Annotated in this window: 13 protein-coding genes; 12 read left to right on the top strand and 1 reads right to left on the bottom strand. The window is 66.0% G+C overall.

The features are described from left to right. Positions 1 to 72 precede the first annotated feature (72 nt). The 7 genes from FIU94_RS16645 to FIU94_RS16615 all read left to right on the top strand — a co-directional run bounded on the left by FIU94_RS16645 (position 73) and on the right by FIU94_RS16615 (position 6,488). Positions 73 to 357 (top strand): DUF3572 domain-containing protein, encoded by a 285-nt coding sequence (locus tag FIU94_RS16645; RefSeq protein ID WP_152466857.1) that lies wholly within the window; start codon positions 73 to 75, stop codon positions 355 to 357. After that, complete coding sequence (locus FIU94_RS16640; protein WP_172975934.1) at positions 354 to 1,064, top strand: HAD family hydrolase; 711 nt, start codon at positions 354 to 356, stop codon at positions 1,062 to 1,064. The genes FIU94_RS16645 and FIU94_RS16640 overlap by 4 nt, the downstream gene beginning before the upstream one ends. 92 nt (positions 1,065 to 1,156) lie before the next feature. Beyond that, positions 1,157 to 2,719 carry a trimethylamine methyltransferase family protein gene (locus FIU94_RS16635; RefSeq protein WP_152466855.1) on the top strand — a complete coding sequence of 521 codons (1,563 nt, stop codon included), beginning with the start codon at positions 1,157 to 1,159 and terminating at the stop codon, positions 2,717 to 2,719. A 102-nt stretch (positions 2,720 to 2,821) separates the two neighbouring features. Continuing rightward, positions 2,822 to 3,409, top strand: coding sequence for a heme NO-binding domain-containing protein (locus FIU94_RS16630; RefSeq protein ID WP_152466854.1), 588 nt, complete (start codon positions 2,822 to 2,824; stop codon positions 3,407 to 3,409). Then, positions 3,406 to 4,425: a diguanylate cyclase gene (locus tag FIU94_RS16625; RefSeq protein ID WP_254702571.1), complete on the top strand. Its 1,020-nt coding sequence runs from the start codon at positions 3,406 to 3,408 to the stop codon at positions 4,423 to 4,425. The genes FIU94_RS16630 and FIU94_RS16625 overlap by 4 nt, the downstream gene beginning before the upstream one ends. Positions 4,426 to 4,476: 51 nt before the next feature. After that, positions 4,477 to 5,556 carry a glycosyltransferase family 2 protein gene (locus FIU94_RS16620; protein WP_254702570.1) on the top strand — a complete coding sequence of 360 codons (1,080 nt, stop codon included), beginning with the start codon at positions 4,477 to 4,479 and terminating at the stop codon, positions 5,554 to 5,556. Next, entirely contained in the window at positions 5,553 to 6,488 is a 936-nt protein-coding gene (locus FIU94_RS16615) for a glycosyltransferase family 2 protein (RefSeq protein ID WP_152466853.1), read from the top strand. The genes FIU94_RS16620 and FIU94_RS16615 overlap by 4 nt, the downstream gene beginning before the upstream one ends. Positions 6,489 to 6,495: 7 nt before the next feature. Here the strand turns inward: FIU94_RS16615 and FIU94_RS16610 are convergent, their stop codons facing one another. Continuing rightward, positions 6,496 to 7,242: a WecB/TagA/CpsF family glycosyltransferase gene (locus FIU94_RS16610; protein ID WP_152466852.1), complete on the bottom strand. Its 747-nt coding sequence runs from the start codon at positions 7,240 to 7,242 to the stop codon at positions 6,496 to 6,498. Positions 7,243 to 7,446: 204 nt separating this feature from the next. Between FIU94_RS16610 and FIU94_RS16605 the strand changes: the two genes are divergently transcribed. The 5 genes from FIU94_RS16605 to FIU94_RS16585 all read left to right on the top strand — a co-directional run bounded on the left by FIU94_RS16605 (position 7,447) and on the right by FIU94_RS16585 (position 21,890). Next, complete coding sequence (locus tag FIU94_RS16605; RefSeq protein WP_152466851.1) at positions 7,447 to 8,904, top strand: hypothetical protein; 1,458 nt, start codon at positions 7,447 to 7,449, stop codon at positions 8,902 to 8,904. A gap of 258 nt (positions 8,905 to 9,162) precedes the next feature. After that, a complete protein-coding gene (locus tag FIU94_RS16600; RefSeq protein ID WP_152466850.1) occupies positions 9,163 to 15,612 on the top strand; it encodes a type I polyketide synthase in 6,450 nt (2,149 codons plus the stop codon). Next, a complete protein-coding gene (locus tag FIU94_RS16595; RefSeq protein ID WP_368407137.1) occupies positions 15,609 to 16,604 on the top strand; it encodes a glycosyltransferase family 2 protein in 996 nt (331 codons plus the stop codon). The genes FIU94_RS16600 and FIU94_RS16595 overlap by 4 nt, the downstream gene beginning before the upstream one ends. Beyond that, positions 16,601 to 21,220 carry a MupA/Atu3671 family FMN-dependent luciferase-like monooxygenase gene (locus tag FIU94_RS16590; RefSeq protein WP_152466849.1) on the top strand — a complete coding sequence of 1,540 codons (4,620 nt, stop codon included), beginning with the start codon at positions 16,601 to 16,603 and terminating at the stop codon, positions 21,218 to 21,220. Before FIU94_RS16595 ends, FIU94_RS16590 begins: the two co-directional genes overlap by 4 nt. Then, a complete protein-coding gene (locus FIU94_RS16585) occupies positions 21,213 to 21,890 on the top strand; it encodes a 4'-phosphopantetheinyl transferase (RefSeq protein ID WP_152466848.1) in 678 nt (225 codons plus the stop codon). Before FIU94_RS16590 ends, FIU94_RS16585 begins: the two co-directional genes overlap by 8 nt. The last annotated feature ends 4 nt before the right edge of the window (positions 21,891 to 21,894 follow it).

Below are 21,894 nucleotides of genomic sequence, written 5' to 3'. Positions count from 1 at the left end.
GACCTCATGGCTACTTTTTTCGCTCCATTGGTTAACAAAGCGTTGCCAGAATCCTAAAAACCGGAAAACCCCATGTCACTTGCGCGAGAGTCCGCTGAAAGTTTTGCCCTGCAGGCCCTGGCCTGGCTGGTCGGAAACGATGATCTGTTGCCCGTCTTCCTGGGCAGCACCGGCGCGTCGGAGGACGATCTGAAGCAGCGTGCAACCGACCCGGTATTTCTGGGGGCGGTTCTGGACTTTATGATGATGGACGATGCCTGGGTGGTCGCATTCTGCGATTCGATAGACGCCGCCTATGACCGTCCGATGATGGCCCGCGCGGCGCTGCCGGGGGGCGAGCAGGTGAGCTGGACATGAGTGAAATCAAGGGATTGCTTTTCGACAAGGACGGCACCTTGTTCGATTTCGCCGCCACCTGGGAGGTCTGGGCAAAGGCGTTCCTGACCCGGTTGTGTGGCCGGGATACCGCCCGTGCCATCCGGGCCGGGGGGCTGATCGGCTTTGACTACGAAACCGGCAAATTCGCGCCCGACAGCATCGTGATCGCGGGCACCCCTGATGAGGTCGGACAGGCGCTGCACGCGGAGTTCCCCGAGCTTGCGGCGGCGGACCTGATTGACATCCTGAACGCGGAGGCAGCGCGCGCGCCGCAGCGCGAAGCGGTGCCGCTGCGGGCCTTGCTGGGGGCGCTGCGCGACCGGGGCCTTGTCCTGGGGGTGGCGACAAACGATGCCATCGCACCCGCGCGGGCGCATCTGTCCGATGCCGGGATCGACGGCCTGTTCGATTTCATCGCGGGGTCGGACAGCGGCCACGGCGCCAAGCCGGAGCCGGGCCAGATGCTGGCCTTCGCCGCCGCGAGCGGCCTGGCACCCGGCCGGATCGCCATGGTCGGTGACAGTGCCCATGATCTGCATGCGGGCCGTGCTGCGGGCATGATCTGTGTAGGGGTGCTGACCGGGATGGCGGGGCCGGATACCCTGGCGCCGCTGGCCGATGTGGTGCTGCCCGACATCGGGCATCTGCCCGCCTGGCTGGACGGTCGGGCCGCCGCGGCGGGCTGACGCGTTCCCAAAGCGACATCTTTCGTCGCGAACGGGACGGATGGGCGCGCGGGCCTGGGGCCTTCTGGAGAAAGCTTCAGGAGGGCGATCCGATGACAGAGACCCTTACCAAACGCAAAGCCCGCGGCGGCGGGCGCGCGGGTGCCAGAACACGGCGTGGCAGCGCGGTGATCGAACAGATGCCATGGAACCCTCCGGTCAATCTGGACCGCCCGACCGAACCGCTCACCGAAGAAGGGGTGCTGGCGATCCACGACGGCGCGATGCGCATTCTCGAAGAGATCGGGATCGCGTTTCTGAACCCCGAAGCGGTCGAGATCCTGGCGCGGGCCGGATGCACCGTGGACGGAGAGAACGTGCGCATGGGGCGCGACATGGTGATGGAATGGGTGGGCAAGGCGCCGTCCGAATTCACCCTGACCCCGCGCAATCCGGATCGCAGGATCACGGTGGGGGGCAGGAACCTGCTGTTCGGCAACGTGTCCTCGCCGCCCAATTACTGGGACCTTGGCATTGGCCGCAAGGTTCCCGGTACGCGTGAGATGTGCCGCGATCTGCTGCGGCTGACGCAATATTTCAACTGCATCCATTTCGCCGGCGGCTATCCGGTCGAACCGGTGGATGTTCACGCCTCGGTCCGGCACCTGGATGTGCTGTTCGACAAGCTGACGCTGACCGACAAGGTGATGCATGCCTACAGCCTCGGCAAGGAACGGGTCGAGGATGTGATGGAGATGGTGCGCATCAGCCAGGGCCTGAGCTGGGAGGAGTTCGAGGCCTCCCCTCGGATGTACACCAACATCAACTCGACCTCGCCGCTGAAACACGACTACCCGATGATGGACGGCTGGATCCGCATGGCGCGGCGCGGGCAGGGGCTGGTGGTGACACCCTTCACGCTGGCCGGTGCGATGGCGCCGGTGACGATGGCCGGGGCGGTTGCGCAATCGCTGGCCGAGGCGCTCTGTGCTGTGGTGCTGGCGCAGATCATCCGCCCCGGCTGCCCTGTGGCGATCGGCACCTTTACCTCCAACGTGGACATGAAATCTGGGGCGCCCGCGTTTGGCACGCCCGAATACATGCGGGCCACTCAGATGACCGGCCAGCTGGCGCGGTTCTACGGGCTTCCGATGCGGTCCTCCGGCGTCTGCGCGGCCAACGTGCCGGACGGGCAGGCGATGTGGGAGACGTCCAATTCGCTCTGGGCTGCGGTGCAGTCGGGGACCAACATGGTCTATCACGCGGCCGGATGGCTGGAGGGCGGGCTGATCGCCAGTCCCGAAAAATTCATCATGGATTGCGAGGTTTTGCAACAGATCCAACGCTACATGCAGCCAGAGATCTGCGCCACCGGCCCGGACGAGATCGCGCTCGACGCGATCAAGTCGGTGGGCACGGCGGGCCATTTCTTTGGCATCCAGCACACGCAGGACCGCTACTCCACCGCTTTCTACCAGCCGTTCCTGTCGGACTGGAAGAATTACGAGGGCTGGGAAGCGGCGGGCGGTATCTGGACGCCGGAGCGGGCGCACCACATGTTCAAGGAAATCGTCACCAGCTTCGAGCCGCCGCCGCTGGACATCGCGATCCGGGAAGAACTGCAGGACTTTGTCGCGCGGCGCAAGGCCGAAGGCGGGGCACCGACCGACTTCTGACGCGCGACCTTTGCGGCGTATTCTTCGACAATTGCATCTGTTGACGCGGTTTTAACCCCTTTGCCGCATGGTGCCCGCGGGGCATATTGGGAAGAGGGACGCATGCACGGTCTAATCAACCGCAGCATCCAGAACTACATCTGCGGAACTTTCGGCAAGCACGGCTGGGACGAGGTCGTCCGGCGGGCGGGACTCGAGTTCGACAGTTTCGAGGCGATGCTGACCTACGAGGATCGGCTGACCCATGTGGTACTGGATGCGCTGATCGCGCTGACGGGGCGTTGCCGCGAGGACCTGCTGGAGGATTTCGGCACGTTCCTGGTGGCCGATCCATCCTTTGAAGGGGTTCGGCGGCTGCTGAGGTTCGGCGGTGTCACCTTTGCCGATTTTCTGCATTCGCTGGATGACCTGCCCGACCGCGCGCGGCTGGCGGTACCCGATCTGCACCTGCCGCAGATCGAACTGCGGGCGGTGGGGCCGGGGCGCTACAGTCTGCTCTGCCGGTCGCCGGTGCACGGCTTTGCCCATGTCATGGTAGGTGTGCTGCGTGCGATGGCCGACGACTATGGCGCGCTGGCACTTCTTGAGCCGACCAGAACGGAGAGGGACGTCGAAACACTGGCGATTTCACTGATTGAACCCGACTACGCCGAGGGCCGCAGTTTCGAGCTGGGGGCGCGGGTGGGATGAACGTGCCGCTCGACCTGTCCTTCCTGGATGTTCTGTGCCCCATGCATCTGGTGGTCGATGCGGCAGGGCATATCCTGCACGCCGGGCCGACGGTAAGAAAGCTGTCGAAAGGCATGTCACTGATCGGGGTGGACTTTCTGGAGGTCTTTGCAGTCAACCGCCCCCGCGCCATTGCCAGTTTCCGCGATCTGCGCCTGTCGCAGGATACCAAGTTGCATCTTGAAATGCGCGCGCCCCCGCAAACCGCGCTCAAGGCGGTTCTCGTGCCGCTGGGGGACGCACAGGGGCGGATGATCGTCAACCTTTCCTTCGGCATTTCAATCGCGAATGGCGTGCGCGACTTTGCCCTCAGCAATGCCGATTTCGCCGCGACGGATCTGGCGATCGAGATGCTCTACCTCATCGAGGCCAAGACCGCGGCGATGGAGGAATCGCGACGGCTGAACCACCGCCTGCAGGACGCGCGGCTCGTGGCGGAGCAGGAAGCGGTCACTGATGCTCTGACCGGGCTGGCCAATCGGCGTGCATTGAACGGCGTGCTGGCCCGGATGGCCGCGGGCCGGGTGCCCTTTGCCGTGATGCAGATTGATCTGGATTTCTTCAAGACCGTCAACGACACGCTGGGGCACGCCGCGGGGGATCATGTGCTGCGGCAGGCTGCGCGGATCATGCGGGAGGAGACCCGCGAAACCGACACGGTGGCGCGGGTCGGCGGGGACGAATTCACCATCGTCCTCCCGAATGTCGCCGACGCGGCCACCCTGCGCGGCGTGGGCCAGCGCATCATCGACCGCATATCAGAGCCGATACCCTACGACGGCCACCTGTGCCGGATTTCCGCCAGCATCGGCACCGTCTGGCACCCCCAGGGCCTGAGCCAGGGGATGGACCGGATGATCGAGGATGCCGATCTGGCGCTTTATTCGTCGAAACACGCCGGGCGGGCGCGTCATACTCTTTACGACGCATCGCTGCGCGGGGTGACGCTGGACCGCCGGGAGCAGTCCAGCGCCTGACGCATCGCCGGGCCACAGTCGGTTCAAAATCGCGACCGCAGGCGCGGGACGATGGACGGCTGCGCAGCCCTGTCGTATCACCCGACCATGAAAAGCCCGCTCCATCTTTTGCGCCGCCTTGTCGCGCGGCTGTCCGAACGTCGCCGCAGGGCGCGCTTTGCCGCCTCGATCCGGCACCTGCATGGGCCGCGCTGCCTGGACCTCGGCGAGGACGACGTGCTGGCCATCGTGCTGGTGCGCAACGGCAGCTACTATCTGGACGCGTTCTTCGACCATTACCGCAGCCTGGGCATCCGACATTTCGCCTTTATCGACAATGGCTCCAGCGACGACACGCTCGACCGGCTGATGGCCCGGTCCGACTGCGTCGTCGATCAATGCACGCTGCCTCTGGCGCGCTACGAGGATCTTATCCGTGCGTACCCGGCGCAGACCTATGGCCGCGATCGCTGGTGCCTCTACGTGGACATGGACGAGATCCTGGACTTTGAGGGCGCGGCGACCCACGGCATCCGGGCGCTGACCAGCTATATGCAGGCGCAGGGTCATACCGCGATGGTGGCCCAGATGCTCGAAATGTTCCCCAAGGCGCCACTGGCCGAGGTGGCGCGCCTGCCTTACGACCGGGTCTTGCGGGACTTCGTCTATTTCGACATCAGCAGCGTCGCCCGGTATGACTACCATAGCCCGGAAATCCCGTTCTCGGCGCTCTTGCGCGACAACAGGCTGTCCAGCGACGCGGTCCAGTTCCGCTTTGGCGGGGTGCGGGGCAAGGTATTCGGGGAAAACTGCTGTCTGACCAAACACCCGCTGATCTTCAACGGGCCGGGGGTCACGCCCGCCCCGCATCCGCATCTGTCGATGGGGGTCACGGTGTCTGACGTCACACCGGTGATCCAGCACTACAAGTTCGCCAATGAACAGCTGGCGCGCGACGCCGCGTCGCTGACCTCGGGTGATCTCGCGCATGGCGAGGATGCGGCGCGGGCGCAGGTGTTGTCGCGGCGGCCCGATGTCAGCCTGTTCTCTCTCGATGCGCGGCGCTGGAACCGCGTTGAACTGCTGGCGCGGGCGGGCTTCACCGTCACCAGCCAGGCCTACGCCGATCACCTTGCGGGCCTGTCGTCGTGAAGGTGGCCGCCATCGTCATCGGCCGCAACGAGGGCGCGCGGCTGATTGCATGTCTCGACGCGTTGGCGGGGAAGGCGGCCCCGGTGATCTACGTGGACTCGGGGTCCACCGACGGATCGGTTGCAGCCGCAAAGGCACGGGGGGCACAGGTTGTCGCGCTGGATATGACGCGGCCCTTTACCGCCGCACGGGCGCGCAACGCGGGCTTGGCTGTCCTGCCCGAGGATGCGGCACTGGTGCAGCTTCTGGACGGTGACTGTGTGCTGCGGGAGGGCTGGTTAGACATCGCATGCGATTTTCTGACCGCGCATCCCAGGGCCGCCGTGGCCTGCGGCCGCCGCCGGGAACGTCAGCCCGATGCCAGTGTTTACAACGCGCTGATCGACGCGGAATGGGACACGCCGGTAGGGCAGGCAAAGGCCTGCGGGGGCGATGCCCTGATGCGGGTGTCAGCATTGCGCGCGGTGGGCGGCTACCGGGATACGCTGATCGCGGGCGAAGAGCCGGAACTCTGCGTCCGCCTGCGCGCCGCTGGCTGGCAGGTCTGGCGGCTGGAGGCCGAGATGACCTGGCACGACGCGGCCATCACACGCTTTGGCCAGTGGTGGAACCGTACGCGCCGGGCGGGCCATGCCTTTGCCGAAGGGGCGGCACTGCACGGTGCGCCGCCAGAGCGGCACTGGGTGGCCGAGACGCGGCGCGCGCTGATCTGGGGGGCCGTGCTGCCGCTGGCAATCCTGCTGCTGGCCCTGCTGGTCACGCCATGGGCGCTGGCGCTTTTCATGGTCTATCCACTGCAGGTTTTGCGCCTGTCGCGGCGCGGTGGCACGGCCTGGGCGCTGTTCACCGTGCTGGGCAAGGTGGCCGAGGCGCAGGGCGTATTGCAGTATCTGCTGCGCCGTGGCCGTGGCCGGATCATAGAATACAAGTAGCGCCGCCTCAGCGCCGGCGCAGCGCCCGAAACGTCAGCCCCGGCAGGATCGCGGCGCATTTGGCGTAGCGCGGCACCATCCGGCGGGGCGATTGCAGCGCGCGCCACAGCCATTCGAGCGCCAGCTTGCGCATCACGCGGGGCGCGCGCACCTGATGGCCTGACAGAAAATCCAGACCGGCGCCGATTGACGCGAACCCGACCCGGGGCGCGCGGTCGCGTCCCCGCGCGGCGAGGATTTCCTGCTTGGGCGCGCCAAGTGCGACAAAACACAGCCCCGCGCCGCTGGCGGCGAGCGCATCCAGCAGCGCGTCGGCCTCGGACCCGCCGGGGTCGAAACCGTAAGGTGGCGCGTGGATGTGGGCGATCTTCAGCCCCGGCGTGCGCGCGATGAGTGCGTCCGCCGCCCCCTCCAGCGCCGCCTCGCTGCTGCCGATCAGCGCGACCGACACGCCGCAGTCCGCCGCCAGTTCGCACAGCGGCAGGATCATGTCCGACCCCGGCATCAGCTCCAATGGCTGGCCGGCCAACCGCGACAGCCAGACGATGGGGCGGCCATCGGCCACCACCAGGTCATGGTCCCGGTAGGCCGCCAGAAAGACCGGCTCGCGCGGGAGTTTCGTCAGGTGGTCGAGGTTCAGCGTGGCCAACGCGAATCCGTCGCGGGCATCGAATTTCAGACGTACCGCGCGAAACAATGCGGCACGCGTGGGCACATTGACCGCGACTTCGGTGGGGGGCGTGCCAAATTTCACACGCCACCCGCCTGACCCTGACGCGGCGAAACGCACCCACAGTTCGGCCTTCCATCGAAAATATCTTTTTGTAACAACATCTTGCGGGGGGTTATTTGTTCTGGATCATGGATGATCGCAAATCTACCCGGATGACAGGACACAGGCCAGATGGTAATTTGCCGCCTCTACCTCATCTAGCGATCCCAGGACCCGACCGCCCCCATGCCCAACGGCCTTGCATACCTGATGCTGCTGATCTGGCCGATGGTCTGCCTGATCCTGTTTCGCACCCAAAGGCTGGAGCGCGCCCTGATCTGGTCGATCCTGGGGGGATACCTGTTTCTTCCTCCGCTTGCGGAATTCAACCTGCCGCTGATCCCGGCGATGGACAAGACGTCGATCCCCAATCTCAGCGTGCTGCTGATCCTGCTGCTGGGGGTGCAGCATCGGGTCAACATCTGGCCCGATGCGCGGCTGGCGCAGTGGCTGGTCGCGGGGCTGGTCCTGTCGGCGATCCCGACGGTGCTGACCAACGGGGACCCGATCACCTTCGAAGTGCTGCGCGACGCCGACCCCATCGTGTTCATCGTCGATCAGCTGCCGGGGCAATCGGTGCGCGACATCGGGTCGGTGCTGATCGCGCAGGTCCTGAGCCTGGTGCCGTTCCTGCTGGCGCGGCAGTTCCTTGCGTCGGAAAACGGGCTTCGAGAGCTGTTGACGGCGCTGATGGTGGGGGCGCTGATCTATTCGGTGCCGTCGTTGATCGAGATCAGGCTTTCGCCGCAAATGAACGTCTGGGTCTACGGCTTCTTCCAGCACTCGTTCGAACAGATGATGCGCGATGGAGGCTTCCGGCCCATCGTGTTCCTGCCGCACGGTCTTTGGCTTGCATTGTTCGTCTGCACCGGTCTGATCGCTGCGGCGGGGCTGGCGCGGGTGGCTGAACCCGAACAGCGCCTTCGGGCCTTTGCCATCGTTGCCTATCTCGCGGTGCTGCTGGTGCTGTGCAAAAGCCTGGCATCGCTGGCCTATGGCGTGGCGCTGACTCCCCTTGTGCTTTTCACACCGCTGCGCTGGCAAATGCGACTGGCATGTCTGTTTGCAATCGTCGCGGTGGTCTATCCGATGCTGCGCAATTTCCAACTGGTGCCGCTGGATGCGATCCTAGCCCAGGCGGAGGCGATCAATCCCGCGCGGGCCCAGTCGCTGGAATACCGTTTCAACAACGAAGAGCAGCTCCTGGCGCGGGCGGCGGAAAAACCGCTGTTCGGCTGGGGCGGCTGGGGCCGCAGCCTGATACGCGACGGGGAAACCGGGGAGATCCTGTCGATCCCGGATGGCCGGTGGATCATCATCTTCGGCACCTTCGGCTGGCTTGGCTATCTTTGCGAGTTCGGGCTGCTGGCCCTACCCATAGCAATGCTGGCCTATTACATGCGCCGGAACGCAGATGGGGCGCTGTCGCCGCTGGTGCCGCCGCTTTGCCTGATTCTCGGGATCACCATGGTGGATATGCTGCTGAACGCGACACTTACCTCGCTGACCTGGCTGACGGCGGGCGCGCTCCTGGGGCACGCGGAACGGCTTTCGCCGCGTGGGTCGGCTGTACCACGGCATACGATGGGCCGCCCCGCGATGGCCCCGCCGCCGCAGCGCAGCGGCAAACGAACGGTGCTGTGATAGGCGCTTGCAGGGCCGATTCTGCGAAATATGGCGCGATTGTTCTTCCTGTGGCAACATTTCCCCGATCGTCCTGCGATTGTCGTGATAGAAGGGGGCGGAGTTCGGTGAAATTATTCAAGAAATCCTTAAGAATATCGGGGACAGTTAAAACGAGGCATAATGTTGCCGCAATTGCCCTGTTGAAACGCCCGATATTTCTTAACTCGACCATGGGGCCCAGACCTTCCGCGCTTTTGGGGATGGGATGATTTGAACATGAACACGTCAGACAACCGCAACGCGACGGGCGAAGACATCGCCATCGTGGGCATGTCGGTGAATGTTCCCGGCGCCGCGGGGGTGGATACCTATTGGGCCAATCTGCGCGACGGCGTGGAGAGCATCCGCCGCCTGTCGGAACAGGAACTGCTGGAGGCGGGTGAAAGCCCCGAGACCGTCGCGCGCCGCAATTACGTGCCCGTCGCGGCCCTTCTGGACGGCTTTGACACCTTCGATCCTGAGTTCTTCGGTTTTTCGCCCAAGGATGCCGCCATCCTCGACCCGCAGCACCGCAAGTTTCTGGAGGTCGCCTGGGAAGCGATGGAGCAGGCGGGCCATCCGCCCGAAACGATCGCGGGCGACATCGGGGTCTATGCGGGCTGCGGCATGGGCAGCTATTTCTATTTCAACATCTGCTCCAACCCCGATCTGGTGGACGATGTGGGCATGTTCCTGCTGCGCCACACCGGCAACGACAAGGATTTCCTGTCCACGCGGGTCAGCCATGTCTTCGACCTCAAGGGGCCGTCGATCAACCTGCAGACGGCCTGTTCCACGTCGCTGGTGGCGATCCATTACGCCTGCGCCGCCCTGCGCGCCGGCGAGGTCGACATGGCGCTGGCGGGCGGCGTCACCATCGAGCTGCCGCAGGGGCGGGGCTATCTGTTCAAGGAAAACGAAATCCTGTCGCCGGACGGGCACTGCCATGCCTTCGACCACCGGGCGCAGGGCACCGTCTTTGGCTCCGGCGCGGGCTGCGTGGCGCTGCGCAGGCTCAGCGATGCGGTGGCGGACGGCGATCACATCTGGGCGGTGATCAAGGGCTCGGCGGTGAACAACGACGGCGCGGCCAAGGCCGGCTACCTGGCCCCCTCTGTGGACGGCCAGACCAAGGCGATCACGGCGGCGCTGGATGCCGCGGGCGTCGCCGCACAGAGCATCGGCATGGTGGAATGCCATGGCACGGGGACCTATCTGGGTGATCCGATCGAAGTGGCGGCCCTGACCGAAGCCTACCGGACCGAGACCGACGCCACGGATTTCTGTCGCATCGGATCGGTCAAGACCAACATCGGGCATCTGGATACAGCCGCCGGGGTCGCAGGCTTTGCCAAGGCCGCGCTCGCGCTGCATCACAAGCAGATGCCGCCGTCGCTGGGGTACGAGGCCCCGAACCCGGCGATCCCCTTTGAGGGCAGCCCGTTCCGCGTGAACGACCGGCTGACAGACTGGCCGGGCGGCGACACACCGCGCCGGGCCGCGATCAACGCGCTGGGCGTCGGCGGCACCAACGCCCATGCGATCATCGAGGAAGCCCCGCAACGCGCCGCGTCGGACGCCAGCGACTGGCCGTTCCAGCCGCTCGTGATCTCGGGCCACTCCAAAGCCGCGCTGGACGCGAATGCCGCCGCGCTGGCCGCGCACCTGCGCGCCCATCCCGAACAGCCGCTGGCGGACGTGGCCTTTACCCTCAAGGAAGGGCGGCGTGCCTTCGACAGGCGGCGGGTCGTGGTCGCCGCCACCCATGACGAGGCCGCCGATCTGCTGGAGGCGGGCGACACCCGCCGCGTCTTTACCCACGAGGCGCTCGGCGACAGCCCGGAGGTGGTCTTCATGTTCCCCGGCGGCGGGGCGCAATATGCAGGGATGGCCCGCGACCTCTACGAGACCGAACCGGTCTTTGCCGACTGGATGGACCGGGGGCTGGCGCATCTGCAACCGCAGCTCGACTATGACATCCGGGCGCTCTGGCTGCCTTCCGCCGAGACGCAAAAGGCGGCTGACGAGACACTGAAGAAACCTTCGGTGCAATTGCCGCTGATCGCGATCACGGAATACGCGCTGGCGCAGCTCTGGATGTCCTGGGGTGTGCAGCCCGCCGCGATGGTGGGGCATTCGATGGGTGAAAACGTCGCCGCCTGCCTTGCCGGGGTGATGTCCTTTGAAAACCTGATCGACCTCGTGTTGCTGCGCGGACGCCTGTTCGACGAGGTGCCGGCGGGCGGCATGCTGTCGATCTCGGCCCGGATGGAGGACATCGTGCCTTTGCTGGGCAACGATCTGGACATCGCGTCGGTCAATGCGACCGAACTGATTGCGGTGTCGGGCCCGCAGGCGGCGCTGGACGAGATGCAGGCACGGCTGACCGAGGCAGGGCTGGAGCATCAGCGCATCGCGATCGACATTGCCGCGCACAGCCGGATGCTCGAAGGCATCCTGGACCGCTACCGCGCCTTCCTTGCCGGTCTGGATCTGCGCGCGCCGCAGATGCCCTTTGCCTCCAACCGGTCGGGCGGGATGATCACCGCCGAAGAGGCGACCGATCCCGACTACTGGGTCGGACAGCTGCGCAACACGGTCAACTTCGCCGATTGCATCACCACCCTGAGCGCGGCGCGCAAGCGCGTCTACCTTGAGGTCGGGCCGGGCAAGGCGCTGTCGTCGCTGGCGCAGATGCATCCCGCGGTGGGAACGGGGCAGGTGATCTCCTCGCTCCGGCATCCGGAACAGGACCTGGCCGACGATGTCTATTTCATCACCATGTTCGCGCGGCTCTGGGCCTGCGGCGTGCAGGCCGACTGGTCGCAGTTATGGGGCGAAGCGCGGCGCAACCGTGTGCTTCTGCCGACCTATCAATTCCAACGGGCGTCGTATTTCATCGCGCCGGGTGTGCCTGCGCAGGCCGTCGCGCAACAGGCACTTGTCCGGTCGGAGGACATCACCCACTGGGGTGCGATACCCGCCTGGCGCCCCGCCTTTGCCGGGGTCGACCTGGATGTGCTGGCCGATCTGGGCGCGCAGCCGCTGACCTGGCTGGTCTTCGCCGACGACGCGGGCCTGTCCGCGCCCGTCATGGAGCGTTTGCGCGACGCGGGCCACCGGGTTGTCAGCCTGCGCGCGGGCGACGCGTTTTCCCGCGCGGACGCGCACAGCTTCACGCTGGCAGCCGAACAGGGGCGGGCGGGTTATGACCTGCTGATCGCCGCGCTGAGAGAAGACGGGCTGATGCCCGACCGGATCGCGCATTTCTGGCTGACCGATGACCAGGTTGCACCGCGCCCCGGGTCCAGCACCTTTGATCGCAACATCGAACAGGGGTTCTGGAGCCTGACCTGGCTGGGGCAGGCCCTGACCGAAGCGGGCCTTGACGCGCCGCTCCAGATACATGTGTTCACCAGCGCCGCGGCACAGGTGATGGACGAGGCGCTGCCCTATCCAGAGAAGGCACTGGTCGCCGGCCCCGTGGGCGTGATCACCCGTGAACTGCCGGGCGTGACGGCGACGCAGGTGGACCTTGCCCCCCGGCAACCGGTCGAGACCCGCAAGGGCTGGTTCGCACGGCCCGAGGTTGCCCCGGCGCGGCCCGACCTGACCAACCGGCTGATCGAGGATCTGATGGCGGCCCCTGCGTCGCGCATCGTGGCTTACCGCGACGAAAGTCGGTTCGAGATGGGCTACAAACCGCTGCCACTGCCCGAAGCGGAGGGTGCCACCTTCCGCGATGGCGGCACCTATCTGATCACCGGCGGTTTCGGCGGGATCGGTCAGACACTGGCCACGGATATTCTGGCCAGACATGACGCGACCGTGATCCTGCTCGCGCGTGACGCCATGCCCGACCGCGCGGACTGGCCGGACTACATCGCGCGGCAGGGCACGGCCGACCGCATGGCGCGGCGGATGCAGGCGGTGATGCGGCTCGAAGAGATTGCCCGCACCCGGGGCGGGCGGATCGAGGTGGCGGGCGGCGATGTGGCCAACCTGGCGCAGATGCGCCGGGTGGTCGACGACCTGATGGCGCGCCCGGGCGGCTTGACCGGGGTGATCCACGCCGCCGGGGTGCTGGACGACGCGCCGATGCTGGGCAAGGACGATGCCCAGATGGATGCGGTCCTGACGCCCAAGGTCCAGGGCCTGCGGGTGCTGGACCAGCTGTTGCCCGATGGCACGCTTGAATTTCTGGTGCTGTTCTCCTCCACCTCCACCGCGACGCGCGCGGCAGGGCAGGTGGATTACGTCGCGGCGAACGCCTGGCTCAACGCCTTTGCCGCCGCGCGGCGTGGCGGCAGGACACGGGTTGTCGCGGTGAACTGGGGCGTCTGGGCAGACGTCGGAATGGCCGCCAATGCGCTGCCGGGCACCGCCAGCGACGTGTTGCCGCCCCGGTCGCTGGATGCGGCGTTGCTGCGGTCTGCGGGTGCTGACCCGCGTGGCGATACGCTGCTCAACGCGCCGTTGACCACGGATCACTGGGTGCTGGACCAGCACCGGACCAGGGACGGCCAGGCGATCCTGCCCGGCACCGGATTTGTCGAACTGCTGGCGGAAGCAGCGGCGGAGCAGGGGCTGGGGGCCTTTGAGATCGAGGATCTCTATTTCCTGCGTGCCATGCCGGTGGCCGAGGGCGAAGCGCGGCAGATGCGGATCACCCTGTCAGCACGGGAGCGTGGTTTTACCGCCGAAATGCGCAGCGATTGCGTTTTCGGCGGCAAGACGGGCTGGCAACTGCATGCGCAGGCCGTTCTGGCGCCGCTGGCAGAGGCGCGGCCCCCCGCGCTGGACCTCGGTGCGATCTTGGCGCGCTGCGGGGACGTGCAACAGGCGGACGAGGCGCGCCTGACCTCTCCGCAGGAGGCGCATCTGGCCTTCGGACCACGCTGGCATGTCCTGCGCGAGACGGCGCTGGGCGCGGGCGAGGGGATCGCAAAGCTGGCGCTGCCCCAAGAGGCGCAAGGCGATCCCGGCGACGGCTTTGTTCTGCATCCGGGGCTGATGGACCTGGCGACCGGCTGGGCCATGTCGCTGGTGCCGGGCTATGCCGCGGCGCACCTTTGGGTGCCTGTGTCTTACGGCTTGATCCGCGTGCACGACAGCCTGCCGGCAGAGGTGCGGTCGCATGTTCGACTGGCGGCGGGACATGCCGGTGACGGCTTTGCCCGGTTCGACGTCACCATCGCCGATCCGACCGGCAAGGTGCTGGTGGACATCCGCGATTTCGAGATGAAGCGGCTGGAGGGCGGTTTCGGCACCACGCCGCTGACCGCCGCAGAGGTGCAGCAGGAAGACGACGGGCAACAGGATACACCGATGTCCCCCGCCGAAGAACGGCTGGCCTACCTCGTGTCGCAGGGCATTCGCGCGGCTGAAGGACCCGAGGCGCTGCGCCGCGCCATCGCGCTGAACCGGCCCCAGGTCATGGTGTCTTCCTTGCCGCTGGACGCGCTGATCGCGCAGGCGGATGAACCCGCCGTGGCCACGGTCAGGAGCGGCCAGAGCTTTGAGCGCCCGGATCTGGATGGCAGCTATGTCGCGCCCCGCAACGGGATCGAGGAACGGCTGGCCGAGATGTGGGAAAACCTGCTGGGCGTCAGCCCGGTGGGGGTCGAGGACAGCTTCTTTGACCTTGGCGGGCATTCCCTGATCGCGGTTCGCCTGTTTGCGAGTGTAAAGCGTGAGTTCAAGGTGGAGTTTCCCATTTCCGTCCTGTTCGAGGCACCCACGATCGAAAAATGCGCGGCGCTGATCGCGGCGGAAACCGGCGGCGCTGCCGAGGTTTCGGGGCCGGACGGGGCAACGCCTGCGCCCGAGAAGTTCGAATTCCTGGTGCCGCTGAACCAAAGCACGCACAAGCAGGCCGCCCCGCTGTTCGTGGTGGCCGGCATGTTCGGCAATGTGCTGAACCTGCGCCATCTTGCCTTGCCCTTCACCGCCGAACGCCGCGTGATCGGGGTGCAGGCGCGCGGTCTTATCGGAGACACGGCGCCCCATGCGACAATTCCCGATGCGGCAGAAGATTACCTGAACGAAATCAAACGCCTGCAACCCGAAGGCCCCTATCTTCTGGCGGGGTATTCCGGTGGCGGGATCACGGCCTATGAAATGGCACAGCAGCTGCGCGCCGCAGGTGACGAGGTTGCCGTGCTGGCGATGCTCGACACGCCCCTGCCGGTGCGCCCGTCGCTCAGCCGCCCGGACAAGGCGCTGATCAAACTGGCGGAACTGCGCACCAAGGGGCCGGGATACCTGGCCGAGTGGGCGCGCAACCGCTGGGCCTGGGAGATAGAGAAACGCAAGGGCCTGCACAGCCCCGGACAGGATGCGCCGGGCGCGGAGTTCAACAACCACAAGATCCAGGCGGCCTTCCTCGGTGCGGTGGGCGCGTATCAGACGCCCGACTGGGACGGGCCGATGACCCTGTTCCGCCCGCCGTTGGATTTGCACTGGCAGGTGACGAACGGCAATTGGGTCAGCGCCGAACGCGAATATGTCTTCGCCGACAACGACTGGCGCAGATACGCCCCTCATATCCAGGTGATCGAGGTGCCGGGCGACCACGTCAGCATGGTTCTGGCGCCGAATGTGACGGTTCTGGCGCAGGAGCTGCGCGAGGTGATCGCGGCGGCGCTGATGCAGCACGACGACCTGCAGGCGACGGCGGCGGAATGATGTCCGACCCCCGCTTGCTTGTCGTGCTACTGAACTACCGCACCCCGCAGATGACCCTGCGCGCGGCACAGGCGGCACTGGCCGATATGCCGGATACGGCGGAACTGGTGATCGTCGACAATGCCTCCGGCGACGGGTCGGTGGGCATTTTCGAACAGGCGCTGGCCGACTGGAACCTGGGGCCGCGGGTGCGTCTGATCCTGTCGGGGCGCAACGGCGGCTTTGGCGCGGGCTGCAACATCGGTCTGGCCGAACAGATGTCGGACGGCAGCGCGCCGGATTTCTTTTATCTGCTGAATTCAGATGCCTTTCCCGATCCGGGCTGCATCGCAACCCTGCTGGACCACATGGCGCACCATCCCCGCGCCGGGTTCGCCGCCAGCCATGTGCGGGGCGAGGATGATCTGCCCCATACCACCGCCTTCCGCTTCCCCTCCGTCGCAGGGGAATTCGAGGGGGCCGTGCGCTTCGGCCCCGTTTCGCGCCTGTTGGCCCATGCCATCGTGGCGCCGCCACTGCCGGAAAAGACCACCCAGGTGGACTGGGCCGCCGGGGCCAGCGTGATGATCCGTGCCGAGACACTGGAGGAGATCGGCAGGTTCGATGAAACCTTCTTTCTGTATTTCGAGGAAACCGACCTGATGAAGCGCGGCGCGCGCGCGGGCTGGTCCTGCTGGTACGTGCCTGAGGCCCGCGTGATCCACATCGGCTCCGTCTCCACCGGGATGAAGGAATGGCAGCGCATGCCGGCCTATTGGTTCGCCTCGCGCCGCCATTATTTCATCAAGACCCACGGCAGGGCCTATGCCACGGCCGCCTGGGCCGCGCGGCTGACCGGTTCGGCGCTGCACGCCCTGCGCTGCGCCTTGACAGGCCGCAGGTCGCAGGACCCCGCATTCTTCACCCGCGATCTCGCGCGGCACGGGCTTGGCCTGCGTCCGCGATCCGGCCAAGTCACCCGCCGCCGCCCCGTTTCGGAGGACAGACCATGACCGCCACTTTCCAGCCCGCCGGTTTCAGCGCGATCCTGATCGGGGATGAGAGCCTGACCATCGCCTGTGGCGACATGATCCTGGCCGGGGGGCATGGCATAGCGGCGGTCGTGACGCGGGACGCTACCGTGCGCGGCTGGGCCGAGGGGCAGGGGATTGCCACGCTGGCGGCCCCCCGCGATCTGCTGGCGGCGGACCTGAGCGCCGACTGGCTGCTCAGCATCGCCAACCTGCGCATGATCCCCGACGCGGTGCTGGCCCTGCCTGCCAAGGGCGCGATCAACTTTCACGACGGGCCATTGCCCGCCTATGCCGGGCTGAACACCCCGGCCTGGGCCATCATCAACGGTGAGACGACCCACGGCGTGTCCTGGCATGTGATCGAGGGCGGCGTGGACGAAGGCGACCTGCTGGCGCAGAAGATGATCGACATCGCCCCGGATGAAACCGCCTTTACCCTCAACTCCAAATGCTATGCCGCCGGGATGGAAAGCTTTGGCGCGGTGCTGTCGCAGCTAGAGGCAGACCGGCTTGAGCGCAGGCCGCAGGACCTGAGCCAGCGCAGCTATTTCGCCCGCGACCAGCGGCCCAAGGGGCAGGGCGTGCTGGACCTGACCCGTCCCGCCGCCGAGCTGTCGGCGCTGGTGCGGGGGCTGGACTTCGGCGAGTACTGGACCCCGCTCTGCCTGCCGAAACTGGCGCTGGAAAAAGCCGTTGCGGTGATCGGCGGGCTTGAGATCAGCACGCAAACCGCCGCCCCCGGTACGGTGCTGGCGCTTTCCCACAACGCCGTCACGCTGGGCACGGCGACACAGGCCGTGCGGCTGAGCGATCTATGTGGCTTTGACGGCACGCCCGTGGACCTGACCCAATGGCTGAACGTGGGAGACGTGGTGCCGACCCTGCCGCTGGCGGAGGTTGCGGTAAAGGACGAAGCGCATTGGCGCGGGGTTCTGGCGGGCAACCAACCGTTGGACCTGCTGCTGGCGCGGTCTCCCTCCGGCCCGGCAGAACCGGCTTCCATCGCTCTGAGCACCGGCGATTTGGAGCCCGATCAGATCGCCTGCGTCGCGGCACTTGTCGCGCTGCGCTCTGCCGGTCAGGCGGCGGCCACGCTGGCGGTTGAGGCCGGTGGGGAAAGTCCGCTGGCGGCGCCTTGGCTGCCCCTTGCCGTCCGGGCAGAGGATGACACGCCGCTCGCAACCGCCGCCGATTTCATTGCCAAAGGGATGGACCGGGCACGGGCAAGCATGGGCCGTGCCGCCGACCTTGGCTTGCGCGACCCGCAGATCGACCCCGGCGCGATGCCCGACCTTGGCCTGTCCGGGAACGACGCACTGCTGCCTGAAACCGCATTCACCGTCAGCCTGTCCGGTACGCTGCACTACGATGCCGCGCGGGTGTCCGGGGAGGCGGCCCGCCTGATCGCCGACCGTCTGAACGCCGCCCTTGCCGCGTTGCCCGATGCCGCGACCTGCGGGGCGCTCTGGGCGCTGCCGGAAGGTGAGGTGGCACAGATGCTCACCGACTGGAACGCGACGGATCGCGCCTATGACCGGACAACCGTGCATGCCGCCTTCGAGGCGCAGGCGGCCCGCACACCCGATGCGACGGCGCTGGTGTTCGAGGATCGGACATTCACCTATGCGGCGCTGAATGCAGCGGCAAACCGGCTGGCGCATGTCCTGGTGTCAGAGGGGGCTGGACCTGGCGTGCCCATCGGGCTGTACTGCACGCGCGGACCCGACCTGTTGATCGGTACGCTGGCGATCCTGAAATCGGGCGGTGCCTATGTGCCGCTCGACCCGGCCTATCCAGCCGACCGCATCGCGCATTACATCACCGACAGCGCCGCACCGCTGATTGTGACGCAGATGAAGATTGCAGCGCAACTGCCCGAAAGCGCAGCAAAAACCGTGATGGTCGATGCGGATCATTCGGCCAGCCCTGATCACAACCCCGATGCCCGCGGCACGCCAGACGATCTGGCCTATCTGATCTATACCTCCGGTTCTACCGGTACGCCCAAGGGGGTGATGGTCAGCCACGGCAATGTCGCCAACTTCTTTGCCGGGATGGACGACCGGATCGACCATGACGATCATTCCGTCTGGCTGGCGGTCACTTCGCTGTCTTTCGACATTTCGGTGCTGGAGCTGTTCTGGACAATCTCGCGCGGGGTCAAGCTGGTGCTGACCGGTGACGAAAGCCGTACGCTGGTGTCGAACGGCCCGCTTGCCCGGTCTGCGCAGACGATTGATTTCAATATCTTTTACTGGGGCAATGACGATGGCGTCGGCCCCGCCAAATACCAGCTGCTGCTGGAAGGCGCGAAATTCGCCGATGCCCATGGTTTCAACGCCGTCTGGACGCCCGAACGGCATTTCCACGCCTTTGGCGGCCCCTATCCGAACCCCTCAGTCACCGGCGCTGCGGTTGCTGCGGTGACATCGAACCTCGCCATCCGCGCCGGTTCCTGCGTCGCCCCGCTGCACCACCCCGCCCGCATCGCCGAGGAATGGGCGGTCATCGACAACCTGACCAACGGGCGCGTCGGGCTGGCCATCGCCAGCGGCTGGCAGCCGGATGATTTTGTCCTGCGCCCCGAAAACACGCCGCCCGAAAACAAGCCCGCGATGTATGCCGCCATCGACCAGCTGCGCCAGCTTTGGGCCGGGGAAGCGGTTGAATTCCCGAAGAAAGACGGCACACCCCATGCGGTGATCACCCAGCCGCGCCCGGTGTCGGCAAAGCTGCCGATCTGGGTCACGACTGCCGGCAATCCGCAGACCTGGAAAGAAGCGGGCGAGATCGGGGCCAATGTGCTGACCCACCTTCTGGGCCAATCGGTCGATGAAGTCGCGGACAAGATCAAGATCTATCACGCCGCCCTGCGCGATGCGGGCCATGACCCGGCGGATTTCACGGTGACAGTGATGCTGCACACCTACCTCGCCGAAACCCGCGAAGCGGCCGAAGAGGTCGCGCGCGAACCGATGAAGGATTACCTGCGTTCGGCTGCGGGGCTGATCAAGCAATACGCCTGGGCCTTCCCCGCGTTCAAAAAGCCCGAAGGCGCGACCAATCCTTTTGACGTCAACCTCGAAGGTCTGTCCGATGAGGAAATGGACGCGATCCTCGAATTCGCCTTTCAGCGGTATTTCAACGACAGCGGCATGTTCGGCACCGTGGCGGATGGGCTCGCGCGTACCGAACAGCTCAAGTCCATCGGCGTTGATGAGGTTGCCTGCCTGATCGACTACGGCATTCCCGTCAGCGATGTGCTGGAAGGGTTGAAGCCACTGGCGCAGGTGCTGGCCGAAGCCAATCGCGGGACGGAACTGGCGGCGGAGGATTTCTCAATCGCGGCACAGATCCAGCGTCACGGCGTGACGCATCTGCAGTGCACGCCGTCAATGGCGCAGATGCTGGTCACGAACGACGAGGCGCAGCAGGCGCTGGAAGGGGTGACGCATCTGATGATCGGGGGGGAAGCCTTGCCCGGTACGCTGGTTGCCGCGCTCAAGTCGCATACGCAGGCCAGCATCCAGAACATGTATGGCCCCACTGAGACGACGATCTGGTCGACCACGCAGATGGTCGCGGATGCAGCCGATGTGACAGCCCCCATCGGGACCCCCATCGCCAATACGCAGGTCTTCATCCTGGATGACAAGATGCAGCCGCAACCCGTTGGTGTCGCTGGGGAACTGTGGATCGGTGGCGATGGCGTGACGCTTGGATATTGGCATCGCGAGGAGATGACCGCGGACCGTTTCGTGGACAACCCCTTTGGCGGGGGCAAGATCTATCGCACCGGCGACGTGGTCTCCTGGGATGCCGCCGGATGCCTGCATTTTGCGGGCCGTGCGGATGCGCAGGTCAAGATACGCGGCCACCGGCTCGAGCTGGGCGAGATCGAGGCCCGGCTGGCGGCTTTGCCGGGGGTCAATCAGGCAGTGGTGATCGCCCGCGAGGGACCTGCCGGCGCGCAGTTGGTGGGCTATGTCACGCCGAAAAACGCGGTGAGCGAGGCCGCCGCCAGGGACGCGCTGACGCGGGATCTGCCCGCGATCATGGTGCCGTCCGCCATTGTAGGATTGGACGCCATGCCTCTGACCCCGAACAAGAAAATTGACCGCAAGGCCTTGCCCGCACCCACCGTGCGTTCGCCCGCCCCCCGGCCAAAGCCTGTCCCGGCGACGCTGCCTGATGACACGCCCGCACGGCCGAGCGAAGAGACCATGTACCGCATCGCTCAGGTCTGGACCGGGCTTCTGGGCGTGGCCGACATCCAGGCCGACGACAATTTCTTTTCTCTTGGGGGGCATTCGTTGCTGGCGGTTCAGGCGCATCGGGACATCAAGGCGGCGCTGGATGGCGTGAGCCTGTCCATCACCGACATTTTCCGCTTTCCGACACTGGGCGCGCTCGCGGGGCATATCGACAAGGCAAGCGGCGGTGCCCTGCGCAAACGCCAATCCGCAGGCGATCGAACGGGTCGCGAGACGCCGCCGGAGTTGCGTCAGACAGCACCGGCGTTGTCACCGCAAACAGCTGATATCGTGCAGAAACGACGGGCCATGCGCGCCGCGCGGCGCAAGGCGGATGCTTGACACTGCAGCGATCCTGAAGGCGGCGCGGGGCCTTTTCGATGTGCCGCTGGGCGTTGGTCTGACCGATCCTGCGGCGGTACAGCCGCCGCTGTACCCGGTGGAAGAACAGGCGCTGACAGGTGCCATTCCGGCGCGCCGCCGCGAGTTTGCCGCCGGACGTGCCGCCGCCCGCCTTGCCCTGCTGGATGCGGGCCATCCCGCCCAGGCGATTCCGGTGCAGGACAACCGCGCGCCGGTGTGGCCGCGCAAGATCGTGGGCAGCATCACACACAGCCGCCAGCTGTGCCTGGCGGTGGTCTCAGGTGAGGCGCAGGCGCTGGGGGTGGATGCGGAGATCGTTCAAGCGATGGATGAGGATATGGTCTCAACCATATGTTCTGAAAGAGAAATCAGTCAGGAGAGCGTTCTGTCTAGGGACCGCCTTGCCCTCACGATCTTCTGTGCCAAGGAAGCGGCCTACAAGGCGCAGTTTCCACTGACCGGGGCGCTCTTCGGGTTTGAGGTGCTGGACGTCTCGGTATATCCCGATGCGGGCTGCTTTGACGCGCGGTTTACCCGGACCGTCGGCCCCTTTGCCGTCGGCGATAGCCTGCCGGGTCGATTTGCGGAGGTGGCCGGACATCTTGTCACCGGGGTCGCGATTGGGCAACGTGATGCGGAAGGAGCCTGACCCG

This window comes from Sulfitobacter sp. THAF37, assembly GCF_009363555.1.
GTDB lineage: Bacteria > Pseudomonadota > Alphaproteobacteria > Rhodobacterales > Rhodobacteraceae > Sulfitobacter.
This window is presented reverse-complemented; position numbering and strand designations above follow the sequence as displayed.